Source organism: Amycolatopsis mongoliensis (assembly GCF_030285665.1).
GTDB classification, from domain to species: Bacteria; Actinomycetota; Actinomycetes; order Mycobacteriales; family Pseudonocardiaceae; genus Amycolatopsis; species Amycolatopsis mongoliensis.
Genome location: NZ_CP127295.1, coordinates 339787 through 361624, shown reverse-complemented (window position 1 = coordinate 361624; position 21838 = coordinate 339787). Strand labels below are relative to the sequence as shown.

22 protein-coding genes and 1 riboswitch are annotated in these 21838 nt (G+C 71.2%); of the genes, 19 read left to right on the top strand and 3 right to left on the bottom strand.

Annotated features, from left to right (window positions below; genetic code table 11):
- Nucleotides 1–67 precede the first annotated feature (67 nt).
- The 9 genes from QRX60_RS01745 to QRX60_RS01705 all read left to right on the top strand — a co-directional run bounded on the left by QRX60_RS01745 (nucleotide 68) and on the right by QRX60_RS01705 (nucleotide 7613).
- Nucleotides 68–796: a DivIVA domain-containing protein gene (locus QRX60_RS01745; protein ID WP_285999035.1), complete on the top strand. Its 729-nt coding sequence runs from the start codon at nucleotides 68–70 to the stop codon at nucleotides 794–796.
- Nucleotides 797–969: 173 nt separating this feature from the next.
- On the top strand, nucleotides 970–1572 hold the full coding sequence (locus tag QRX60_RS01740) for a YceD family protein (protein ID WP_285999034.1): 603 nt from the start codon (nucleotides 970–972) through the stop codon (nucleotides 1570–1572).
- A gap of 70 nt (nucleotides 1573–1642) precedes the next feature.
- Nucleotides 1643–1825 carry a 50S ribosomal protein L32 gene (gene rpmF / locus QRX60_RS01735; RefSeq protein WP_013223689.1) on the top strand — a complete coding sequence of 61 codons (183 nt, stop codon included), beginning with the start codon at nucleotides 1643–1645 and terminating at the stop codon, nucleotides 1823–1825.
- 13 nt (nucleotides 1826–1838) lie between these two features.
- On the top strand, nucleotides 1839–2588 hold the full coding sequence (gene rnc, locus QRX60_RS01730; protein ID WP_285999033.1) for a ribonuclease III: 750 nt from the start codon (nucleotides 1839–1841) through the stop codon (nucleotides 2586–2588).
- Between the two features lie 87 nt (nucleotides 2589–2675).
- Nucleotides 2676–4031 (top strand): polysaccharide lyase 6 family protein, encoded by a 1356-nt coding sequence (locus QRX60_RS01725; protein WP_285999032.1) that lies wholly within the window; start codon nucleotides 2676–2678, stop codon nucleotides 4029–4031.
- 46 nt (nucleotides 4032–4077) lie between these two features.
- A complete protein-coding gene (gene mutM / locus QRX60_RS01720) occupies nucleotides 4078–4947 on the top strand; it encodes a bifunctional DNA-formamidopyrimidine glycosylase/DNA-(apurinic or apyrimidinic site) lyase (RefSeq protein ID WP_285999031.1) in 870 nt (289 codons plus the stop codon).
- A 58-nt stretch (nucleotides 4948–5005) separates the two neighbouring features.
- Nucleotides 5006–5440 carry a helix-turn-helix domain-containing protein gene (locus QRX60_RS01715; protein WP_285999030.1) on the top strand — a complete coding sequence of 145 codons (435 nt, stop codon included), beginning with the start codon at nucleotides 5006–5008 and terminating at the stop codon, nucleotides 5438–5440.
- A gap of 428 nt (nucleotides 5441–5868) precedes the next feature.
- Complete coding sequence (locus QRX60_RS01710; protein ID WP_285999029.1) at nucleotides 5869–6438, top strand: hypothetical protein; 570 nt, start codon at nucleotides 5869–5871, stop codon at nucleotides 6436–6438.
- Nucleotides 6435–7613: an MAB_1171c family putative transporter gene (locus QRX60_RS01705; RefSeq protein WP_285999028.1), complete on the top strand. Its 1179-nt coding sequence runs from the start codon at nucleotides 6435–6437 to the stop codon at nucleotides 7611–7613. Before QRX60_RS01710 ends, QRX60_RS01705 begins: the two co-directional genes overlap by 4 nt.
- 165 nt (nucleotides 7614–7778) lie before the next feature.
- Here the strand turns inward: QRX60_RS01705 and QRX60_RS01700 are convergent, their stop codons facing one another.
- On the bottom strand, nucleotides 7779–8681 hold the full coding sequence (locus QRX60_RS01700) for an SMP-30/gluconolactonase/LRE family protein (RefSeq protein WP_285999027.1): 903 nt from the start codon (nucleotides 8679–8681) through the stop codon (nucleotides 7779–7781).
- Between the two features lie 61 nt (nucleotides 8682–8742).
- Between QRX60_RS01700 and QRX60_RS01695 the strand changes: the two genes are divergently transcribed.
- The 4 genes from QRX60_RS01695 to QRX60_RS01680 all read left to right on the top strand — a co-directional run bounded on the left by QRX60_RS01695 (nucleotide 8743) and on the right by QRX60_RS01680 (nucleotide 11919).
- Entirely contained in the window at nucleotides 8743–9189 is a 447-nt protein-coding gene (locus QRX60_RS01695; protein ID WP_285999026.1) for an Lrp/AsnC family transcriptional regulator, read from the top strand.
- Between the two features lie 88 nt (nucleotides 9190–9277).
- The gene (locus QRX60_RS01690) at nucleotides 9278–9601 is read left to right on the top strand and encodes a PadR family transcriptional regulator (protein WP_285999025.1); all 324 of its coding nucleotides are present in this window, start codon (nucleotides 9278–9280) and stop codon (nucleotides 9599–9601) included.
- Nucleotides 9598–10830, top strand: coding sequence for an HAAS signaling domain-containing protein (locus tag QRX60_RS01685; protein ID WP_285999024.1), 1233 nt, complete (start codon nucleotides 9598–9600; stop codon nucleotides 10828–10830). Before QRX60_RS01690 ends, QRX60_RS01685 begins: the two co-directional genes overlap by 4 nt.
- 183 nt (nucleotides 10831–11013) lie before the next feature.
- Nucleotides 11014–11919 (top strand): alpha/beta fold hydrolase, encoded by a 906-nt coding sequence (locus tag QRX60_RS01680; protein ID WP_332845845.1) that lies wholly within the window; start codon nucleotides 11014–11016, stop codon nucleotides 11917–11919.
- A 216-nt stretch (nucleotides 11920–12135) separates the two neighbouring features.
- Here the strand turns inward: QRX60_RS01680 and QRX60_RS01675 are convergent, their stop codons facing one another.
- The gene (locus QRX60_RS01675; protein WP_285999022.1) at nucleotides 12136–12657 is read right to left on the bottom strand and encodes a general stress protein; all 522 of its coding nucleotides are present in this window, start codon (nucleotides 12655–12657) and stop codon (nucleotides 12136–12138) included.
- A gap of 211 nt (nucleotides 12658–12868) precedes the next feature.
- Here QRX60_RS01675 and QRX60_RS01670 point away from each other — a divergent pair, with 211 nt between their 5' ends.
- Genes QRX60_RS01670 through QRX60_RS01655 form a run of 4 tightly spaced genes read left to right on the top strand, consistent with a single transcriptional unit; the run spans nucleotide 12869 to nucleotide 17055 of the window.
- A complete protein-coding gene (locus QRX60_RS01670) occupies nucleotides 12869–14233 on the top strand; it encodes a glutamine synthetase family protein (protein WP_285999021.1) in 1365 nt (454 codons plus the stop codon).
- Nucleotides 14214–14924, top strand: coding sequence for a gamma-glutamyl-gamma-aminobutyrate hydrolase family protein (locus QRX60_RS01665; protein WP_285999020.1), 711 nt, complete (start codon nucleotides 14214–14216; stop codon nucleotides 14922–14924). Before QRX60_RS01670 ends, QRX60_RS01665 begins: the two co-directional genes overlap by 20 nt.
- Nucleotides 14921–16288 carry an aldehyde dehydrogenase family protein gene (locus QRX60_RS01660; protein WP_285999019.1) on the top strand — a complete coding sequence of 456 codons (1368 nt, stop codon included), beginning with the start codon at nucleotides 14921–14923 and terminating at the stop codon, nucleotides 16286–16288. Before QRX60_RS01665 ends, QRX60_RS01660 begins: the two co-directional genes overlap by 4 nt.
- Nucleotides 16288–17055 carry a 3-oxoacyl-ACP reductase gene (locus tag QRX60_RS01655; protein ID WP_285999018.1) on the top strand — a complete coding sequence of 256 codons (768 nt, stop codon included), beginning with the start codon at nucleotides 16288–16290 and terminating at the stop codon, nucleotides 17053–17055. The genes QRX60_RS01660 and QRX60_RS01655 overlap by 1 nt, the downstream gene beginning before the upstream one ends.
- On the opposite strand, the gene QRX60_RS01650 is transcribed toward QRX60_RS01655, so the two are convergent.
- Complete coding sequence (locus QRX60_RS01650; RefSeq protein WP_285999017.1) at nucleotides 17052–17258, bottom strand: hypothetical protein; 207 nt, start codon at nucleotides 17256–17258, stop codon at nucleotides 17052–17054. The two genes, QRX60_RS01655 and QRX60_RS01650, sit on opposite strands and share 4 nt — an antisense overlap.
- 72 nt (nucleotides 17259–17330) lie before the next feature.
- Here QRX60_RS01650 and QRX60_RS01645 point away from each other — a divergent pair, with 72 nt between their 5' ends.
- On the top strand, nucleotides 17331–18623 hold the full coding sequence (locus QRX60_RS01645; RefSeq protein ID WP_285999016.1) for a helix-turn-helix domain-containing protein: 1293 nt from the start codon (nucleotides 17331–17333) through the stop codon (nucleotides 18621–18623).
- Between the two features lie 238 nt (nucleotides 18624–18861).
- Nucleotides 18862–18960, top strand: a riboswitch (glycine riboswitch).
- Nucleotides 18961–19004: 44 nt separating this feature from the next.
- Nucleotides 19005–21836, top strand: a complete 2832-nt coding sequence (gene gcvP / locus QRX60_RS01640; RefSeq protein ID WP_286003472.1) for an aminomethyl-transferring glycine dehydrogenase — start codon at nucleotides 19005–19007, stop codon at nucleotides 21834–21836.
- The last annotated feature ends 2 nt before the right edge of the window (nucleotides 21837–21838 follow it).

The following is a 21838-nucleotide window of genomic DNA, read 5'->3' as shown; positions in this document are numbered from 1 at the left end:
TGCGCCTTCACCGGTTCCGCGCGCGCAACGGGCAGACTGATCTCAGCGACAGGGGATTGGAGTTGCCGTGTACCGGGTTTTCGAGGCGCTCGACGAGCTCGTCACCATCGTCGAGGAGGCGCGCGGCGTCCCGATGACGTCCAGCTGCGTGGTGCCCCGCGGCGACGTTCTCGAACTCCTCGACGACGTCCGCGACGCACTGCCGGCGGAGGTCGACGACGCCCAGGACGTGCTCGACAAGCGCGACGACCTGATCCACGCCGCCCGCAAGGAGGCGGGGGAGACGGTCGCCGGTGCGAACGCCGAGGCCGAGCGCGCGATCGCCGACGCCACCGACGAGGCCGAGCGCATCCTGGCCGACGCGCGCGCCCGCGCCGAGCAGATGCTCGCCGACGCGCACGACCAGGCCGACCGCACGGTCGCGGCGGGCCAGGCCGAGTACCAGAACCTCACCGACCGTTCGCGCGCCGAGTCCGAGCGCATGATCCAGGCCGGCCGCGACGCCTACGACCGGGCCATCGAGGACGGCCGTGCCGAGCAGGGCCGCCTGGTCGCGCAGACCGAGGTCGTCCAGGCGGCGCACGCGGAGTCGGCGCGCATCGTCGACGAGGCCCACGCGGAGGCCGACCGCCAGCGCGCGGACTGCGACGCCTACGTGGACGGCAAGCTGGCGGAGTTCTCGGAGCTGCTGGCGACGACGCTGCGGACCGTCGACTCGGGCCGCAACCACCTGCGGTCCCCGGCGAACCTGCCCAGCGGCGGCGGCCGCCCGACGCTCTACGACTACCAGGTGTGACGAGCCTCTCAGTCGTACCAGCGGTCACGGCCCGAGCCCGGTGCCGCGGCTGAGTGGTTCAAGACGTTTCCGCCGGTGCCCGGGGGACACCTCGACTCACCTGGGCGCGGTCCGTCCGACCTGCGCGGGTGCCAGCTCAAAAGAGGTGGCGGCCCGTGCGTACTCTGGACTGGATGTCCGAGAACAAGACCCCCCAGCTCGACGACCGCAGCCCCTGGGTGATCGACACCCGTGAGCTCGGCCGTCACGCCGGCCTCAGCCGCGCCATCCGGCGCAGCGTGCCGGTGGAGACGCCGCTCGGCGTCCCCGATGTCATCACCATCGACGCCGGCTCCGAACTCGAACTCGACCTGCTGCTCGAGTCCGTCGTCGAAGGCGTGCTCGTCAGCGGCACCGCGAAGGCCACCGCGAAGGGGACCTGCGCCCGCTGCCTCGACCCGGTGACCGAAGAGATCGAGGTCGAGGTCCAGGAGCTGTTCGCCTACCCCGGCTCGGCCACCGAGGAGACCACCGACGAGGACGAGATCCCCCGGCTGGTCGACGACCGGATCGACCTTGAGCCCATCGTGCGCGACGCCGTGGTGCTCGCCCTGCCGCTGGCGCCGCTGTGCACCGAGGACTGCGCCGGGCTGTGCATCGAGTGCGGTGTCAAGTGGGCCGATCTCGAGCCCGGACACGGGCATGAGAAGATAGACCCTCGGTGGGCCGCACTGGTCGAGCGCTTCGACGAGAATGCGGGCGAGAAGCCTGCGCCGGGTCCCGCTGAGCAAGCCTGACGAGCGCCCCAGCTCGTTGCGGAGGAAGTTCGCTCGCACCGCGAGCAGACCGTCATAAGGAGATCTACTCGTGGCCGTCCCGAAGCGGAAGATGTCGCGATCCAACACGCGCTCCCGCCGCAGCCAGTGGAAGGCGGCTCCGGTGCAGCTGGTGCCCTGCTCCAACCGCGCCTGCAAGCAGCCGAAGCTCCAGCACATCGCGTGCCCGTCGTGCGGCCAGCACAACGGCCGCCAGGTCGTCGAGCCCGCCTGATCGGGTAGCCGACATGGGGGGCAAGACGCCCGGGGGACCACCAGCCGATCCGGCGCCGTTGCTCGAAGCGCTCGGGGTCACTCTCGACCCCGAGCTGCTCCGGCTGTCGCTGACCCACCGTTCGTACGCGTACGAAAACGGGGGTCTGCCGCCGAACGAGCGGCTGGAGTTCCTCGGTGACGCGGTGCTCGGCCTGGTCGTCACCGATCACCTCTACACCACACATCCCGACCTGCCCGAAGGTCAGCTCGCGAAGCTCCGCGCCAGCGTCGTCAACATGCACGCGCTGGCGCGGGTCGCCCGCGGGCTCGGCGAGGGCGGGCTCGGGGCGCACCTGCTGCTGGGCAAGGGCGAAGAGCTCACCGGCGGCCGGGACAAGGCGAGCATCCTCGCCGACGGCCTGGAAGCGGTCATCGGTGCCGTCTACCTCGAGCACGGCATCGAGATCGCCCGCAAGCTCGTGCACCACCTCTTCGACGGTCTGCTCGCCGAAGCCCCGCTGCGCGGTGCCGGCCTGGACTGGAAGACGAGCCTGCAGGAGCTGACCGCGTCGGCCGGCCTCGGCGTGCCCGAGTACAAGGTCGAGGACACCGGGCCGGACCACCGCAAGGAGTTCACGGCCACCGTCCTCGTCGCGGGCCGCCCGCTGGGCAACGGCACCGGGTCGACGAAGAAGGAAGCCGAGCAGAAGGCCGCCGAGACGGCCTGGCGCTCGCTGTCGGCCGAGCTCGAAGCCGAGAAGAAGGACGACCCGGAGTCCTGATCACCGGGAACCTCCGTTGACGGCCCGCCCGTCGCTCAGTAGCGTGATGATCATCCGCCGCGCTCGTACTACTGAGAGGTTCGGCGGATGCGTCTGTTCTTCGTCCCCTTGATCGCGGCGGCGCTCGTCGTCGTGCCCGGACCGGCGGCGTCGGCCGCGCAGATCCGCGTCACGTCGCTTTCGGCGCTGCAGTCCGCTATGGACAAAGCGAACCCCGGTGACACGATCGTGCTCGCCGACGGCTCCTACTCCGCGGGCTCGACGCTCTCGATCAAGCGGTCCGGCACGAGCACCGCGCCGGTGACCGTCGCCGCGGAGCACACCGGCCAGGCCACGATCACCGGCTCGAAGACGTTCGCTTTCGCGAGCGGCGTCTCGAACGTCGTGCTGCGGGGGTTCAAGTTCCGGGGCGGCGCCTCGCTGAGCGTCCCGGCCGGCGCGTCGAACAACCGCCTGACCCGCAACGACTTCCAGCTCACGACCGACGGCAACTGGGTGACGGTCAGCGGCGACGACACCGTCGTCGACCGCAACGTCTTCCAGAACCGCACCAGCCAGGGCGTGTTCCTGCAGATCCTCGGGCCGTCCGGCGGGATGGCCAAGCACGTCCACGTGCACCACAACTACTTCTACAACCACCAGTTCAGCGGCTCGAACGGTGGTGAGTCGATCCGGCTGGGGCTCAGCGACCGCCAGTCGTACACGGCCGATGCGCTGATCGAAAACAACCTGTTCGAGAAGGCGGACGGCGACAGTGAGGCGATCTCGGTCAAGTCGTCCGACAACGTGGTGCGCTACAACACGATCCGCGACAGCAAGGGCTACATCGTGCTGCGCCACGGCAACCGCAGCACCGTCGAGGGCAACGTGCTCTTCGGTTCGGGCATCCGGTTCCACGGGAACGACCACAAGATCGTCGGCAACTACGTGGCGAACTCCGGCGACCGCGCGATCGTGTTCGGGTCGGGCGACGAAGCCGACAGCGGGCCGACGAGCAAGCTGCACGACCGCCCGGACCGCGTCACGGTCGCGTACAACACCGTGCTGGGCAGTTCTTCGGTGATCGACGGCGACGGCGGCGACTTCGAGCCGAAGGACTGCGTGGTCGCGGACAACATCGTCAAGGGGACGTCGGGGACGCTCGTGACGCTGCCGAGCGGGTCCGTCGTGAAGTACGAGGGGAACATCACCTTCGGCGCCGCGGCGGGCGTTCCGTCCCGCAACGTCGACCCGAAGCTGGTCGAGGACGCCGCCGGGCTGTACCGGCTGGCTTCCGGCAGCCCGGCGATCGACGCCGGCGTGGGTTCGTACCCGTTCGCCGCGAAGGACTTCGACCTGCAGGCGCGTAGTGGTGCTTACGACGTCGGCGCGGACGAGTACTTCGCGTCCGGCACGACCCGCGTCCCGCTGACGAAGGCCGACGTCGGACCGGCCGCCCCCTAGCAGTGCCTTTGCGAAAACTGTCGTACCCGCCGGGCACAATGGCGGTATGCCCGAACTCCCCGAGGTCGAAGTCGTCCGCCTGGGCCTGCAGGCGCACGTCGCGGGCCGGACCATCCGCCAGGCGGAGGTCCTGCACCCGCGCGCCATCCGCCGGCACGCGCTGGGTGCCGAGGACTTCACCAAGCGGCTGATCGGCAGCCGCGTCGAGGCGGCGCGGCGCCGCGGCAAGTACCTGTGGCTGGAGCTGTCCGACAAGGAGGCGCTGCTGGCTCACCTGGGGATGAGCGGGCAGATGCTCGTCCAGCCCGAGGGCTCGCCGGACGAGAAGCACCTGCGGGTGCGGCTGCGCTTCGACGACGACGGCCCGGAGCTGCGGTTCGTCGACCAGCGGACGTTCGGCGGCCTGGCGCTCGACGACGTGCACGACGTCGGCGACGACGTGCTGCTGCCGGACACGATCGCGCACATCGCGCGCGACCCGATGGACCCGGCGTTCGACCTCGACGCGGCGGTGCGCGCGCTGCGGTCGCGGCGCACCGAGGTCAAGCGGGCGCTGCTGGACCAGACGCTCATTTCGGGCATCGGCAACATCTACGCGGACGAGGCGTTGTGGCGCGCTCGCCTGCACTGGTCCAGGCCGACCGAGAAGCTGACGGCGGCGAAGGGGCGTGAGCTGCTGTCCGCGGCGTCGGACGTGATGAACGCGGCCCTGGGTGTGGGCGGGACTTCGTTCGACGCGCTGTACGTGAACGTCAACGGGCAGTCGGGGTACTTCGACCGGTCGCTGGACGCGTACGGCCAGGAAGGGCTGCCGTGCCACCGGTGCGGCACGGCGATCCGGCGGGAGCCGTTCATGAACCGGTCGTCGTTCTCCTGTCCCCGGTGCCAGCCGCGGCCGAGGGTGAACTCGCGTTGATAAATGGTGTTCAGCTTTCAGCTAGGATGAATGTGCCTGGCAGCTGAGGGAGTGCATCGTGGTCAAGGAGCCCGGAAAGTCGACGCTGGCCGACAAGATCGACCGGCTGTTCCACGTGGTCCGCAGGCCCGATCGGGAGCCGTACAGCAACGAAGAGGTCGCGAAGGCCTGCCGTGAAGCAACGGGCGAGAGCTTCTCGACGACGTACCTGTGGCAGCTGCGCACGGGCCGCCGCGACAACCCGACGAAGCGTCACCTCGAAGCGCTGGCCCAGTTCTTCGGAGTGCCTCCGGCATACTTCTTCGACGACGAGCAGAGCACGAAGATCGCCGAGGAGCTGGCCCTGCTGGGCGCACTCCGCGACGCGGGGGTCCGCGACCTGGCCCTGCGCGCGGTGACCCTGTCGGCGGACGGCCTCGACACGATCAGCGACATGGTCGACGCGATCGCCCGGAGGGAGGCCGGTCGCAGCGGACCGAAGAAGGAGGGCTGAGGTGACGGCGTCAGCGGATCCCGCCCCCGAGCCGAGTCCCGCGCCGGGCAAACGACCGGGCGATCGACGCCGCCGGCCGAGTGCTGCCGCGGGGCGAATCGCCTCGCGCTCGACCTCCGCCGGCCGACCGGGTGCTGCGCTCGAATACCGGCCGGCCACCGGCTTGAGCCGCCGATCAGGCGCTGGCCACCGCGACCGGCCAGGTGCTGCCTTGAACCGCCGGCCGAGCACCGTCCCGGGCTGCCGGCCAGACGCTGATTCTTCGCCCTGCCTGCCGAGCGCTGCCGCGGATCCCCGGTCGCGCACGCCTATCCCCACCGCCGCCCCGAAATCCGTCGGCCCGATCCTGCTTCCCTCGCGTATCCCCGCCGGTGCCGTCGCGTTGAACCGGCCGGAGCCGTGGGGGCGCGGCGTGAGGGAGGGCTGACGTGGCGCGAACGTCGTGGCGCCGGCGACCGGGTCGTGCGGTGTGGAAGCGGGCCCGCGAGGTCGCCGATGCCGTCACCCTGCCGGAGCCCTTCGATGCCGAGGCGTTCGTCGCGAGCCTGGCCGCCGGCCGGGGGCGCCCCATCGAGCTCATGCCCGTCAGCGCGCCCGAAGGTGCTCCCTGCGGGCTGCTCATGAGCACCGAACGCGCCGACTACATCCTCTACCCGACCACGACCACCGCCCTGCACCGGCAGCACATCCTGCTCCACGAGGTCGGCCACCTGCTCTGCGGCCACGCCGGCCCCGGCGGTGGCGCGGACGGTGTCGCGATCGACGCCGCGGCCGGGCGGCAGCTCATGCCGAACCTCTCGCCCGAGCTGGTCCGGCGCGTGCTCGGCCGCACCACCTACACCGAGGTCGAGGAGCGCGAAGCGGAACTCGTCGCGTCGCTGCTCGCGCAGCGCGTCGTCCGGCCCGGGGAGCCGCGTGAGCTCGCTGCCGACGTCCCGGACGGCCTGCGGCGCTTCGACTCCCTCTTCGGCGGCCGGTCCCGCCGCCGGACGCCGTGATCGAGACCCTGGCCTACCACCTGTGCCTGGTCGGGTTCGCCGGGTTCGGGTACAAGCTCATCGAGGCGCGTCGCAGCCAGCCGGTGCGCACCATGTGGTTCCTCGCCGGGTTCGGCATCTGCATCGCCGCCGGCATCGGCGTGCTGACACCCGCGATGGCCGCCCTCGCCGGCCCGGGCCCGGTGGCCGAATGGGTCCTGAGCCTCGCCGGCGATGAGCTGAAGCTGGGCGCGATCGGTTTCGCCGTCGCGTTCACGCAGTCGGTGTGGCGCGGCGAAGGCGCCCGCCTCGCCCCGCACGCGTTGTTCACCGGCGCGACGATGGTGCTGCTGGCGGTGTGCTTCACGCTCTCCGGACCGCAGCGCGTCGGTGACGACACGGTCTTTTCGGCCGCCGGCCTGCCGTTCGCCCTGGCCGACAAGCTCGTCTTCCTGGTCTACAGCCTGATCAGCCTCGGCCTGCTGATCGCGGTGTTCGCCCGCAGCGCGTGGCACGCGGAGCCGGGCCCGCTGCGCACCGGGCTGTGGTTGCTGGTGGTCGGTGTGGGCGCGGCGTTCGCCTGGACGTTCTGGGACGTCGACGACGTCCGCCGGCTGGCCGAAACCGCGCGGATCGGCGCGCGCGAGGACCTGCCGTCGTCGGTGCTCGCCGCCACGACGATCGGTTTCGTGACGGCCGGAGCGACGCTCAGCGCGTGGTCGCCCGCGGTGGCGTCGGTGATCGGCCGGCTGCGGGCGTACCGCGCCTACCGCCGCATCGAGCCCCTGTGGACGGCGTTGCGCGCGGCGGTGCCGGGCATCGCGCTCGACCCGGGCCGCGAGCTGACGGGGGGCGCGGAGTTCGCGCTGTACCGCCGGGTGATCGAGATCCGCGACGGTCACCTGGCCCTCCGAGCCCACTTCGACCCGGACCTCCCGGCCCGAGCGGAGACGGCGGCCCGCCAGGCGGGAGTTCCGGAAGCGGAGCTGGCGCCGACGGTGGAGGCGGTGACCCTGGCGGCGGCGATCGAGGCGGGCCGCGAGGGCCGCCGCTTCGAGCCGGGCGAGCGCCTGCCAGGCCACCTCACCGAGGCGGACGCGGACGTGGCGGCTGAGGCGGCCTGGCTGGTCCGGGTGAGCCGCGCGTGGCAACGCGGCGCAGTGGTCGACCGGGTCCGGGCGGGCGCGCTCGGCTGAGCGCCCCAATGTGGCGTTGGGTGCGTGGGGCGCACCGAACGCCACATTGGGTGCGTAGGACGCACCGAACGCCACATTGGGGCGCTGGGGCCAGCCCGTGAGCCGGGCACGAGCCGCGTGGCCAGGGGCGAGCGAAGATGGCCCAGTCGGCGAGGTTCTGCCCGCTCAGCGCGGGTAGCGCGCCCCGCTCACCGTCACCCTCAGCGTGTACAGCGAGCTCGAAGCCGTGATGAACAGCTCGTTCCCCCTCGCGCCCCCGAACGTGAAGTTCGAACAGACTTCCGGCACCCGCAGCTTCCCGATCCGCGTCCCGTCCGCCCCGAAACAGTGCAACCCGTCGTGCGCCGCGGCCCAGACCTGGCCTTCACTGTCCACCCGGACCCCGTCGAACACCCCGTTGTCGCACGTCGCGAAAACCGATCCGCCGGTCAGCGCGCCCTCCCGGCCCACCTCGAACACCCGGATGTGACTCGGCTTCTGCCGGGTGTCCACTATGTACAGCAGCGACTCGTCGGCCGAGAACGCCAGCCCGTTCGGCCGGGAGAAGTCGTCCGCGACGATCCGCACGTCACCCGAAGGGGACACGCGGTACACGTGGCACGCCCCGATCTCGCTCTCCGCCCGGTACCCCTCGTAGTCGCTGTCGATGCCGTAACTCGGGTCGGTGAACCAGATTGACCCGTCCGAGTGCTCGACGACGTCGTTCGGGCTGTTGAACCTCTTGCCCTCGATCTCCGACGCCAGCACCGTGATCGAGCCGTCGTGCTCGGTGCGCGTCACCTGGCGGCGGCCCTGCTCGCAGCTGACCAGCCGCCCGGCGCGGTCGACCGTGTGGCCGTTCGAGTAGTGGGCGGGCTGCCGGAACACGCCGACCTCGCCGGTCGTCTCGTCCCAGCGCAGCGTGCGGTCGTTCGGGATGTCGCTGAACACCAGGTAGCGCCCGGCCGGGAAGTACGCCGGCCCCTCGGTCCAGCGGCAGCCGGTGTGCAGGCGCTGCATCCACTCGTCGCCGTTGACGCGGGCGAAGCGCTCGTCGAGCACCTCGAAGTCCGTCTTGATCAGATCCATCCGTCACCCCTAACAAGATTCTGCGGTAAGCATGGATCGCCGAACCTGATATGGTCAAGCCGTGGATGACACGGATCGCATGCTGCTCGCCGCGCTGCAGCAAGACGCGACGCAGGCGTACGCCGTGCTCGGCAAGGCCGTCGGCCTTTCCGCGGGGGCGGCCCACGAACGCGTTCGCAAGCTGCGTGAGCAGGGCGTGATCCGCCGGACCACCGTGGACGTCGACCCGGCCGCGGTCGGCCGCGGTGTCGCGGCGTTCGTCCTCGTCGAGGCCAACGCCTGGATGGGGGACGAGCCGGTGCGCGCGGCCCTCGAGGCGCTGCCCGAGGTGGTGGAGGCGCACGTCATCGCGGGGCCGGCTTCGCTGCTGGTCAAGGTGCGCACGCCGACGACCGAGGAGCTCCAGGCGTCGCTGCGCCGGCTGTTCGCGATCGACGGCGTCACCGGCACGCAGACCATCGTGATCCTCGAATCCTTCTTCGAACGCCCGGTGGACCCCGGCGCCTGATCGGCTCCGACACGCCCGTCTGGCCCTCCGCCGTGCGCACTACTGCGCATTGCGTGGTACCTTTCCAAGCGTAAGACTGGAGGGTGCAGTGGAGATCAGTCAGCTGCTCAAAGGAGTGCTCGATCTGGCCGTGCTCGCGGTGCTCCGCGAGGAAGACGGCTACGGGTACGACGTCCTGCGAAGACTCAGGGGTGCGGGCCTGGACGAGGTGGGGGACGCGTCGGTGTACGGGACGTTGCGCAGGCTCTACAAGGCCGGCCTGCTCACCTCGTACGTGGTGCCCAGCGAAGAGGGCCCGCACCGCAAGTACTACAGCCTGAACGAGCCGGGCCGGCTCCGCCTGGCGGAATCGGGCAAGACCTGGCAGAGCTTCGCATCGACGATGAACGTGCTTTTGGGAGAGGCAGCATGAGCGACAAGCCGACCGCCGTGCGGGTTTATCTGGCGCGGGTCCGCACCGCGCTCGCCGACCTGCCCGCGAGCGAGATCGAAGAGATCCTCGAAGACGTCCGCCCGCACCTGGCGGAGCTGGAGGCCGAGCTGGGGGAGGGGGCCCGCGTCGAGGCCCTGATCGAACGGCTCGGCACGCCCGAGAGCTACGCCGCCGAACTGCGCGCGTCCGGCGGGTACCCGCCGCCGGCCGAAGGTGCGACGCAGGTGCTCGCCACCACCAAGAACCCGAGCCTCGCGAAGCCGCGGATCGCGTTCTGGGGCCTGGTGCTCTGCGCGGTGGCGCTCGCGCTGTTCGCGTTCGCCGCCGCCGTGAGCGTCGAACCCACCGCGCTCCTGGGCGCGGTGCTCTTCCTGCCGGTGTTCCTCGTCAGCCTGTTCCTGCTGCTGCGCGGCGGGATCGAGCCGGTGCTGGCGCTGCCCGAGGTGGTGTGGCTGCGGGAAACGCTCGCCAAGGGGCGCCGGCAGGAGGACTCCGGGAAGGCGCTGAGCTACCTCGCTTCGCTGAAGCCGGCCTGGTGGATCCTGTGCGCCATCGTGCTGGTCGCTTTCGGGCTGCTGCTCATGCTGCGCTCGCGCAGCGCGGTGCTGCTGCTGCCGTTCCTGCTCGTCGCGGGTGGCGCGGCGGTGTGGGCGGGCCCGCGGCTGCGCGGCGACCGGCGGCTGCTGTGGGTCGCCGTGCCGATCTCGGCGTTCGTCATCGGCGGCATCCTGGGCGGGTTCGGTGCCGCGGTGGACCTGATCTCGCACCGGAACTCCTACTCGAGCTCGCCGTCGTACTACCCGTCGTCGTCCGACCGGTACGGCAACGACCAGCTGACCTACGGCAGCAACGAGATCGAGAACGTCTACGCCTTCGACGCCGACGGCAAGCCGCTGACCGAGTTCTACCTCTACGACGAACAGGGCCGGCCGCTCACGCTGACCCGCTACGGCTGCGAGCGCTCCAGCGGGACCAAAGAGAAGATCGGCGAGGACAACCGGTTCCCGCGCCCGAAGATCGAGCAGGGCGTCACCGACGACCAGGGCAACTACAACGGCTACAACGGGTACCGCTCGTCCTGCCGCGAAGACGCCGGGGTGCCGTTCAGCGCGGCGATCCCGAAGGTGACGGCGCCGCCCACGACGCCGACCTCGCAGAGCGCACCGACGTCTTCGTCCGCGCCGGCCACGCCGACGCCGACGAAGTAACGGGGGGACGAACGCCGGGAGCGGAGGTCGGGGCCGCTTCCGGCGTTCACCCGATGCCAACGTGCGCGAAACGTCCCGCGAACGCGGGCGTGCTGAGCTGGGCGGGTGCCACTCACCGAGGTCGGGGCGGACACCTTCGCCCCGCGCACACGGGTCATCCACGGGTACGAGCGCGCCTACCGGATGGCGGGGCAGGGGCCGGCCCTGCTGTTCCTGCACGGCATCGGCGACGACTCGGCGACGTGGCTGGACCTGCTGGCCTCACTGGCGGCCGACCACACGGTGATCGCGCCCGACCTGCTCGGCCACGGCGCGTCGGCCAAACCGCGCGCGGACTACTCGGTCGCCGCATACGCGTGCGGCATGCGGGACCTGTTGACGGCCCTCGACGTCGACCGGGTCACCGTGGTCGGGCATTCGCTGGGCGGTGGCGTCGCGATGCAGTTCGCGTACCAGTTCCCGGAACGCTGTGAGCGGCTGGTGCTGGTCGGCTCGGGCGGGGTCGGGGCGAGCGTCCACCCGTTGCTGCGGCTGGCCGCGGCGCCGGGCGCGGGACTGGTGCTGCCGCTGCTGGGGACGCGGCCGGCCCTGACGGTGCTGCGCGGGTTCGCCGAGCTGCTGCGGGTTTCCGAAGGCCTCGGGCTGGGGCCGGACCTCGACTACGTGATCGCCCGCTACGTCCGGCTGCTGGAGCCGAGCACGCGCTCGGCGTTCCTGCGCACCCTGCGCTCGGTCGTCGACTGGCGCGGGCAGGTGGTCAACATGCTGGACCGCTGTTACCTGACCGAGGGGATCCCGACGCTGCTGGTGTGGGGGACCGACGACCGGGTCGTGCCGAGCGGCCACGCCTTGCGCGCGCACCGGGCGATGCCGGGCAGCCGGCTGGTGCTGTTCGAGGGCGCGGGGCACTTCCCGCACCGGTCCGACCCGAAGCGGTTCCTGGAGATCCTGCGCGAGTTCCTGGCGGAGACGCCGCCGGCGCGGTACGACCGGGCGCGGTGGGGCGAGCTGCTGCGGGCGGGGCGGCCCGCGGACCTGGCGGACCCGGAAGAGATCCCGGACGCCCCGACGGTCTCCTCGGGGACCTGAGCGGCCCCCGTTTTCCACACTACCGGCGGGCACCGACACTTCCGGACGACCCGGCACGAGCGCCCCAATGTGGCGTTGGTTGCGTCTCACGCACCGAACGCCACATTGGGTGCGTGGGACGCACCGAACGCCACATTGGGGCGCTGGGCCCGGACGCGATGAAGGCCACCATCGGGGTGATGGTGGCCTTCAGGGCTTACCGGGGCGCTTCGGCGGTCAGTGGCTCCACGCGCTGCGGGCCGCGAGGTCCGCCAGCAGCGCGCGGCCCTTCTCGGCGTTGCGGGGCTGGGACAGCACGTCGTAGCGGCGCGCCACCAGCTGGCTCTGCGAGATGAACCCGCGCTTGTTGCGGTTGGCCGCGTAGCCGAGTGCGCCGAACAGCAGGTTGAACCCGAGACCGGCGACGAGGCCGATCACGATCGGGACCAGGCCCGCACCCGGGTTCAGCAGGCTGAGCACCAGCCCGAGGAACACACCGAACATCGCGCCGGACGTCGCCGCGCTGCCGAGCACCTTGCCCCAGGTCATCTTGCCCGCGATGCGCTCGACGAGCATCGGCTCGACACCCACGATCGTGACGTCGGTGACGGGGAACTCCGCGCCCGCGAGGTGGTCGACCGCGCGCTGTGCCTGCTCGTAGGACTCGTACGAACCGATCGGCCAGCCGGTCGGCAGAGTGGGCAGCTGGGGCCGCGCCTGCTGCCGTCCGATCGTGGTCTGCGTGAATGCTGTGGTCATCGATCTCACCTCTCCTGCCCCGTTCAACGTGGGAGTACCCCGGATTCCTCCCGCCGCGCCGAATTCACAGACTCTTCTCAGCCGGGCAAAGGGCGCATACCGACCCGTAATCCAATGGATCAGGAAAATACCTTTGTTCCGGTTGACCAGCCGGGCGTCACCGGGTAGGAAGGACCCGCAAAGGATTCGCATCAAACCTTTGGGGCGGCTGATGGCACGTAGACGAGGCATGCTCACGCTCGACGAGCTCCGGGCGCGCGTGGACGCGGGCACGATCCACACCGTGCTCGTCGCGATCACGGACATGCAGGGCAGGCTCCAGGGCAAGCGCTGCTCGGCGGAGTACTTCCTCGACGAGGTCGTCGGGCACGCCACCGAGGCGTGCAACTACCTGCTGGCCGTGGACGTCGACATGAACACCGTCGACGGCTACGCGCTCTCCTCCTGGGACAGCGGCTACGGCGACTTCGTGCTGCGCCCCGACCTCGAAACCCTGCGCGAGATCCCCTGGCACGAGGGCACCGCACTGGTCCTGGCCGACGTCGAGCGCGTGCAGGGCGGCCCGGTCTCCGTGTCGCCGCGCCAGATCCTGCGCCGGCAGCTCGACCGCCTCGCCGAGCGCGGGCTCGCCGCCTTCGTCGGGACCGAGCTGGAGTTCATCGTCTTCGACGACACCTACGAAGCCGCCTGGGACAAGCGCTACCACGGCCTCAAACCCGCCAACCAGTACAACGTCGACTACTCGATGCTCGGCACCGCGCGGCTGGAGCCGCTGCTGCGCCGCATCCGCAACGACATGGCCGGCGCCGGGCTCTACCCCGAGTCCGCCAAGGGCGAGTGCAACCCCGGCCAGCAGGAGATCGCCTTCCGCTACACCGACGCGCTGAGCACCTGCGACAACCACAGCGTCTACAAGAACGGCGCCAAGGAGATCGCGGCGCAGGAGGGCAAGAGCCTCACGTTCATGGCGAAGTACAACGAGCGCGAGGGCAACTCCTGCCACATCCACATCAGCCTGCGCTCCACCGAGGGCCGCGCCGTGCTGGCGGGGGAGAACGAGCACGGCTTCTCGACGCTGATGGAGCAGTTCCTCGCCGGCCAGCTCGCCGGGCTGCACGAGCTGACGTACTTCTTCGCCCCGAACGTCAACTCCTACAAGCGGTTCGTGCCCGGCAGCTTCGCGCCGACCGCGATCGCGTGGGGCACCGACAACCGCACCTGCGCGCTGCGCGTCGTCGGCCACGGCGAGTCGCTGCGCGTCGAGAACCGCGTGCCGGGCGGGGACGTCAACCCGTACCTGGCCGTCGCCGCGCTGATCGCCGCCGGCCTGCACGGCATCGAGAACGAGCTGGAGCTGGAAGAACCCTTCACCGGCAACGCCTACCACTCCGACCGCGCCACGGTGCCGACCACGCTGCCCGAGGCCGCCGCGGCGCTCGCGGGGAGCGAGCTGGCGCGCGAAGCGTTCGGCGAGGACGTCGTCGAGCACTACCTGAACGCGGCGAAGATCGAGGTGGACGCCTACAACGCCGCCGTCACCGACTGGGAGCTCGTCCGTGGCTTCGAACGGCTCTAAGCCCGTCATCGGCCTCACCAGCTACCTCGAACCCGCGAAGTTCCTGGTCTGGGAGACCGAAGCCGTGCTGCTGCACCGGGTCTACGTCGACTGCGTGGTCGCGGCCGGCGGCATCCCGGTGCTGCTGCCCCCGGTGTCCGACGCGCACGACCCGCTGATGTCCACTGTGGACGGCCTGGTGCTCACCGGCGGCGCGGACGTCGAGCCGGGGCGCTACGGCCACGAGCCGCACCCGGCGACCTACACCCGGCCCGGGCGCGACGACTTCGAGTTCGGCCTGTTCGCCGCGGCCCGGCGACAGCGCAAACCAGTCCTCGGCGTGTGCCGTGGCCTGCAGGTGATGAGCGTCGCCCTCGGCGGCACGCTCGCCCAGCACCTGCCCGAAAGCGCGAGCACCACCGAGCACCAGCCCGCGCCCGCGACGTTCGGCCGGGGCACCGTCACACTGGCCGAGGGCAGCATCGCGGCCGGGATCCTGGGGCCGGAGACGAAGACCCTCTGTTACCACCACCAGGCGATCGACCGGCTCGGGACCGGGCTCGAAGCGGTCGGCTGGGCCGCCGACGGCACGATCGAGGCCGCCGAGGTGCCCGGTGAGTTCACCCTGGGCGTGCAGTGGCACCCCGAGCAGGACAGCGACGACGTCCGGCTCTTCGCGGCCCTCGTCGAAGCGAGCAAGGAGAGGGAATGACCAGCAGTTTCGACGTCCTGAACCCCGCCACCGAGGAGGTGGTGCGGACGGTCCCGCTGACCACCGCCGAGGAGACGGACGCGGCGATCGCCCGCGCGCAGGCGGCGTTCCCGGCGTGGCGCGACGTGACCCCCGGCGACCGCGCGCGGCTGCTGCGCCGCTTCGCCAACGCCGTCGAAGCCGACATCGAGCACCTCGCGCGGCTGGAGGTCGCCAACTCCGGGCACACGATCGGCAACGCCCGCTGGGAGGCGGGCAACGTCCGCGACGTCCTCACCTACTACTCAGCCGCGCCGGAACGCCTGATCGGCAAGCAGATCCCGGTCCCGGGCGGGGTCAACGTCACGTTCCAGGAGCCCCTGGGCGTGGTCGGCGTGATCGTGCCGTGGAACTTCCCGATGCCGATCGCGGGCTGGGGCTTCGCGCCCGCGCTCGCCGCCGGCAACACCGTCGTCCTCAAGCCCGCCGAGCTGACGCCGCTGACCGCCATCCGGCTGGGCGAGCTGGCGCGCGAGGCGGGCATCCCCGAAGACGTCTTCCAGGTGCTGCCCGGCAAGGGATCCGTGGTGGGACAGCGGTTCGTGGACCACCCGGGCGTGCGGAAGGTCGTCTTCACCGGCTCCACCGAGGTCGGCAAGCAGATCATGGCCGGCTGCGCGGCCCAGGTGAAGCGCGTGACGCTGGAGCTGGGCGGCAAGAACGCGAACATCGTCTTCGCCGACTCCGACCTGGAGAAGGCCGCGGCGACCGCGCCCTACGGCGTCTTCGACAACGCGGGCCAGGACTGCTGCGCGCGGTCGCTGATCCTGGTGCAGGCGAGCGCGTACGACCGCTTCATGGAACTCCTGGAGCCCGCGGTGCACGGCGTCGTCGTCGGCGACCCCGGCGACGAGAAGACCGAGATGGGGCCGCTGATCTCGGCGGCGCACCGCGAGAAGGTGGCCTCCTACGTCCCGGACGACGCGCCGGTCGCCTTCCGCGGCAGCGCGCCGGCGGGGCCCGGCTTCTGGTTCCCGCCGACCGTCCTCACCCCGCCCGACCTGCGGCACCCGGCCGTGGCGGACGAGGTCTTCGGCCCGGTCGTCGCCGTCGTGCCGTTCGCCGAGGAAGCCGACGCGGTCCGGATGGCCAACGCCACCGAGTACGGGCTGTCGGGGTCGATCTGGACCCGTGACGCCGGGCGCGCGTTCCGGGTGGCGCGTGGCGTCGAAGCCGGCAACCTGTCGGTGAATTCGCACTCTTCGGTGCGCTACTGGACGCCGTTCGGCGGCTTCAAGCAGTCCGGTCTCGGCCGCGAGCTGGGCCCCGACGCCGCGGCGGCGTTCACCGAAACCAAGAACGTCTTTCTGAGCACGGAGGAGTAATGGTCCAGCGTTTCGAAGGCCGCGTCGCGGTGATCACCGGCGGCGCGAGCGGCATCGGGCTCGCCTCGGCCCGCCGTCTGGCGAGCGAAGGCGCGAAGGTCGTCATCGGGGACCTGACGCCGGCCGAGGGCAAGGCGGCTGCGGACGAGGTCGGCGGCGCGTTCATCCAGACCGACGTCACCGACGCCGAGCAGGTCGAAAACCTGTTCCACAGCACGGTCGAGCAGTTCGGCTCGGTCGACGTCGCGTTCAACAACGCCGGCATCTCCCCGCCGGAGGACGACTCCATCCTCACCACCGGCATCGAGGCGTGGGACCGCGTGCAGCGCGTCAACCTGACGTCGGTGTACCACTGCTGCAAGGCCGTCCTGCCGCACATGCAGCGCCAGGGCAAGGGCTCGATCATCAACACGGCCTCGTTCGTGGCGGTGATGGGCGCGGCGACGTCGCAGATCTCCTACACCGCGTCCAAGGGCGGGGTGCTCGCGATGAGCCGCGAGCTGGGTGTGCAGTTCGCGCGGGAGAACATCCGCGTCAACGCGCTGTGCCCGGGGCCGGTGAACACCCCGCTGCTCAAGGAGCTGTTCGCGAAGGACCCGGAACGCGCGGCGCGGCGGCTGGTGCATGTGCCGGTCGGCCGGTTCGCCGAGCCCGAGGAGATCGCGGCGGCGGTCGCCTTCCTGGCCAGCGACGACGCCAGCTTCATCACGGCGTCGCAGTTCCTGGTCGACGGCGGCATCTCCGGCGCGTACGTCACCCCGCTCTAACGGCGCGTCTTCTCCCCGGGTTTCCGCACGCCGTAGACCTCCCGCAGGTACTTCCAGGCGGCGTTGAGCGTCTTGCGCTCTTCGGAGATCTGCCGTTCGCGCCGCCGCAGGATGCGGGTGGCGATCTCGGCGGCGAGGAAGGCGCCGGCGGCGAAGGTCAGCGTGCCGACGATCAGGATGAGGGCGATCACGGTGGTGGTCATGGTGACCAGCGTCGGGGCCCGGTGGGCGTTTCGTCCCTGCGCAAAGCTAGCGGGTTTCGTTAGCTTTGTGAGGTGACGCACTGGCGCGCCGACGAGTGGGCGGAAGCGGTCCGGACCGGCATCCGGGCGCGGGGGCTTTCCCTGGACGAGGCCGCGCGCCGCATCGGCGTCCCGACGTCGACCCTGCGCAGCTGGATCGAGCACCGGCACGCGCCGAAGGTGACCGTCTTCGACCACTGGGCCGAGATCGCCGAGGTCACCGGGCTCGGGGAGGCCGAGCTGCTGCGCGCGGCCGGGGTCCTGCCCGCTTCGCTCGCTTCGCCGGTGCACGTGGCGCAGGCCGCGAAGGCGCTGCGGGAGGGCATCGACCAGGCCGGGCAGTTCCTCCGGCAGGCCACGGCGCTCGTCTACTCCTCGCCCGGCACGCAGGTGGCCAACCTCATCGCCGCTTCGCCGATCGACTGGGAGATGCGGATCCGCTCCGCGACCCGCGGCGACGAGGTCCGCGTCACCTACCACCACTACGTCGGCGTCGTGCCGCCCCGGGACTTCCCCCACGACGACGCCGAGGTGCGCCGGATCCTCGAGCACGACGTCCTCGGCGAGCTGTGGCGGCCGCTCGGGCTCTACTGGCGGGTCGCCGAGGTGCACGACTGGCACGAGCCGCCGCGGCTGGTGATCCAGGTCCCCGAGCAGGAGGCGACGCGCCCGCCCGCGCCGTCGCCGGTCGTCGCCGCGCCACCGGTCGTGGTGCTGTCGCCGATCTGGGGGTACGGCGAGCTGCTGGCGTCGCTGGTGGCGGACGGGCTCGGGTTCGGCAACGTCGACTTCCGCTACTTCGGCCTCCCCGACGCGATGGCCGACCGCGTCCGGATCACCGCGCGCGAGCTGGCCGAGCCCGCGCCGCGGCTGGTGCACTCGGTGCCGCCGATCATGCTGCTGCACGGCCTGGCCGTGCCCGACCTGACCGGGCGGCTCCCGGTCGTGGTCCGCTACGGCCCCCGCATGCGTGCTCGCGCGGCCCGCATCTACCGCGAGCCGCTGCTCGAAGCCGGGTTCGCGGACCCCGAGGAGGGGGCTCGCGCGATCGAGGAGGCGATCTCGGTCCCGCCGGGCTGCGCTTACTTCGAGGTGACGCTCGCCGACGAGGACGTCTTCGACGGCGACCACCCCTCGCTGGACCGGCTCAACGACTCGGTGGCGTGGCTCGCCGAGCAGATCGTCGAGCAGGTGCTGCTGGGCGCCGGGCACCCGCCGGTGCCGGTGGGCGGCCCGCTGAAACGCCTGGTCCTGCCCTCGGGCCGGGTTCGCCGCCCACCGGCTTTGGCGGGTCAGGTGGTCCGCCGGGTGGCCCGAACGACGTGAATGACTCATTCCTGTCGTCCGGTGACATGAATGAGTCATTCACGTCGTCGAGGATCGATCGAAGACCGGTGTGGCGTTGCCCCGGTGAAGTAGACGGACCTCGAAGGCGGCAGGTACCGTAGCCGCCACAACTGCAGATCGGGCCGTCGAGCCGAGGCGGGAGAGCCCTCACGAACGTGGTGGGGCACCGAAGGAGCAAACTCCCCGGAATCTCTCAGGTACCTGCTACCGCTTCGTGCGAGGCCACTCTGGAAAGCAGGCGCACCCGCGCCTCACCCAAGGTGAAAGCCGTGTCGCACACGGTGAAACTCTCAGGTGCCATGACAGAGGGGGAGTTCCCAGCGCACCGTTGTGCCCGGTGCCCGGCCCGAGGAGCTCCCCATCACTTCCACGCAGTTCGACGCCCGCCACATCGGCCCGTCCGAGGCCGAACGCGCGAAGATGCTGGCCGAGTGCGGCTACGGCAGCCTGGACGCCCTCGTCGGTGCCGCCGTCCCCACCGCCATCCGCGCCACCCGTGACCTGCGGCTCCCGCCCGCCGCGTCCGAAGAGGACGCCACCGCGGAGCTGCGCGCCCTCGCCGCCCGCAACCGCCCGATGACGCAGATGATCGGCCTCGGCTACTCCGACACCGTCACCCCCGGCGTCATCCGCCGCAACGTCCTCGAGAACCCGGCCTGGTACACCGCGTACACGCCCTACCAGCCGGAGATCTCCCAGGGCCGGCTCGAAGCGCTCCTCAACTTCCAGACCATGGTCGCCGACCTGACCGGCCTGGCCACCGCGAACGCGTCCCTGCTCGACGAGTCGACCGCCGTCGCCGAGGCCGTCACGCTGATGCGCCGTGCGTCGAAGTCCAAGTCGAACAAGGTCGTGCTGGACGCCGAGTGCCTGCCGCAGACCATCGCCGTCGTGCGCACGCGCGTCGAGGCGCTGGGCATCGAGGTCGAGGTCCGCGACCTGCTCACCGGCTTGCCGGACGAGTTCTTCGGCGTCGTCGTCCAATACCCGGGCGCGTCCGGTGTGCTGCGCGGCCGCGGCTTCTACCACGCGATCTCCGAGTCGGCGAAGGCCGCGGGCGCGCTGTTCACCGTCGCCGCGGACCTCCTCGCGCTGACGCTGATCACCGCGCCCGGCGAGTTCGGCGCCGACGTCGCCGCGGGCTCGACGCAGCGCTTCGGCGTCCCGCTCGGCTACGGCGGCCCGCACGCCGGGTACATGTCCGTCCGCGCCGGACTCGAGCGCTCGCTGCCCGGGCGCCTGGTCGGCGTCTCGGTCGACGCGGACGGCAACCCGGCCTACCGGCTCGCGCTGCAGACACGTGAGCAGCACATCCGCCGCGAGAAGGCGACGTCCAACATCTGCACCGCGCAGGTCCTGCCCGCCGTGCTGGCCGCGATGTATGCCGTCTACCACGGCCCGGACGGCCTCAAGCGGATCGCCCAGCGCGTCCACGGCCTCGCCGCGGGCTTCGCGGACGCCCTCCGCAAGACCGGCGTCGAGGTCGTGCACGAGTCCTTCTTCGACACGGTCGTCGCGCGCGTCCCCGGCCAGGCCGCCGAGGTCCACGCCGCCGCCCGCGAGGCCGGGATCAACCTCGGCCACGTCGACGCCGACCACGTGCGCGTCGCCTTCGACGAGGTCAGCACCCCCGCGATCACCGCCAAGGTCCTGAAGGCCTTCGGCGTCGAGGAGAACGTCCAGGACGGCGTCGCGCTGCCGAACGGCCTCGCCCGCGAGAGCGGCTTCATGGGCCACGAGGTCTTCGGCACCCACCGCTCCGAGACGGCGATGCTGCGCTACCTGCGGCGGTTGTCCGACCAGGACTACGCGCTCGACCGCGGCATGATCCCGCTCGGCTCCTGCACGATGAAGCTCAACGCCACCACCGAGATGGAGCCGATCAGCTGGCGCGAGTTCGCCGGCATCCACCCGTTCGCGCCGGCCGAGGACGCCGAGGGTTACCACACGCTCGTCGGGCAGCTCGCGGACTGGCTGGCCGAGGTCACCGGCTACGACAAGGTGTCGCTGCAGCCGAACGCGGGCAGCCAGGGCGAGCTGGCCGGGCTCCTCGCGATCCGCGCCTACCACCGCGCGAACGGCGACGAGACCAGGGACGTCTGCCTGATCCCGTCGTCGGCGCACGGCACCAACGCGGCTTCGGCGGTGCTCGCCGGGATGCGCGTGGTCGTCGTGAAGTGCACCGACGAGGGCAACGTCGACCTGGCCGACCTGCGCGCCAAGGTGGACGCCCACCGCGACACGCTCGCCGCGATCATGGTCACCTACCCGTCCACGCACGGCGTGTACGAGCACGACATCGACGAGCTGGCGAAGATCGTCCACGACGGCGGCGGCCAGGTGTACGTCGACGGCGCGAACCTCAACGCCCTGCTGGGCCTGGCCAAGCCGGGCGAGTTCGGCGGCGACGTCTCGCACCTGAACCTGCACAAGACCTTCTGCATCCCGCACGGCGGTGGCGGCCCGGGCGTCGGCCCGGTCGCGGTGCGCGCGCACCTCGCGCCGTACCTGCCGAACCACCCGCTGCTGGACGCCGCCGGCCCCGCGACCGGCGTCGGCCCGATCAGCGGCGCGCCGTACGGCTCGGCGTCGATCCTGCCGATCTCGTGGGCCTACGTCCGGATGATGGGCGCGCCCGGCCTGACCGCGGCCACGAAGGTCGCCGTGCTGGCCGCGAACTACGTCGCGTCCCGGCTGGCCCCGCACTACCCGGTGCTCTACACCGGCCAGGACGGCCTGGTCGCGCACGAGTGCATCCTCGACCTGCGCCAGCTCACCAAGGAGACCGGCGTGACGGTCGACGACGTCGCGAAGCGGCTCATCGACTACGGCTTCCACGCGCCGACCATGTCGTTCCCGGTCGCGGGGACGCTGATGGTCGAGCCGACCGAGTCCGAGGACCTGGGCGAGATCGACCGGTTCATCGCCGCGATGATCGCCATCCGCGCCGAGATCGACGAGGTCGCGAACGGCAAGTGGAGCGCGGAGGAGTCGCCGCTGCGCGGGGCGCCGCACACGGCCGAGACGCTGGTCGGGGAGTGGGACAAGCGCTATGACCGTGAGCTGGCGGTGTACCCGGCGGGTGTTTCGCGCAAGAACAAGTACTGGCCGCCGGTGCGGCGCATCGACGGCGCCCGCGGCGACCGCAACCTCGTCTGCTCCTGCCCGCCCCTCAGCGAGTACGGGTCGTGAGT

Bases quoted from the DNA above. Each gene is read 5' to 3' on its own strand.
- QRX60_RS01740 (WP_285999034.1), top strand. From the start codon at position 970: ATGTCCGAGAACAAGACCCCCCAGCTCGACGACCGCAGCCCCTGGGTG.
- rnc (WP_285999033.1), top strand. From the start codon at position 1,839: ATGGGGGGCAAGACGCCCGGGGGACCACCAGCCGATCCGGCGCCGTTG.
- QRX60_RS01725 (WP_285999032.1), top strand. From the start codon at position 2,676: ATGCGTCTGTTCTTCGTCCCCTTGATCGCGGCGGCGCTCGTCGTCGTG.
- mutM (WP_285999031.1), top strand. From the start codon at position 4,078: ATGCCCGAACTCCCCGAGGTCGAAGTCGTCCGCCTGGGCCTGCAGGCG.
- QRX60_RS01700 (WP_285999027.1), bottom strand. From the start codon at position 8,681: ATGGATCTGATCAAGACGGACTTCGAGGTGCTCGACGAGCGCTTCGCC.
- QRX60_RS01685 (WP_285999024.1), top strand. From the start codon at position 9,598: ATGAGCGACAAGCCGACCGCCGTGCGGGTTTATCTGGCGCGGGTCCGC.
- QRX60_RS01680 (WP_332845845.1), top strand. From the start codon at position 11,014: ATGGCGGGGCAGGGGCCGGCCCTGCTGTTCCTGCACGGCATCGGCGAC.
- QRX60_RS01675 (WP_285999022.1), bottom strand. From the start codon at position 12,657: ATGACCACAGCATTCACGCAGACCACGATCGGACGGCAGCAGGCGCGG.
- QRX60_RS01670 (WP_285999021.1), top strand. From the start codon at position 12,869: ATGGCACGTAGACGAGGCATGCTCACGCTCGACGAGCTCCGGGCGCGC.
- QRX60_RS01660 (WP_285999019.1), top strand. From the start codon at position 14,921: ATGACCAGCAGTTTCGACGTCCTGAACCCCGCCACCGAGGAGGTGGTG.
- QRX60_RS01655 (WP_285999018.1), top strand. From the start codon at position 16,288: ATGGTCCAGCGTTTCGAAGGCCGCGTCGCGGTGATCACCGGCGGCGCG.
- QRX60_RS01650 (WP_285999017.1), bottom strand. From the start codon at position 17,258: ATGACCACCACCGTGATCGCCCTCATCCTGATCGTCGGCACGCTGACC.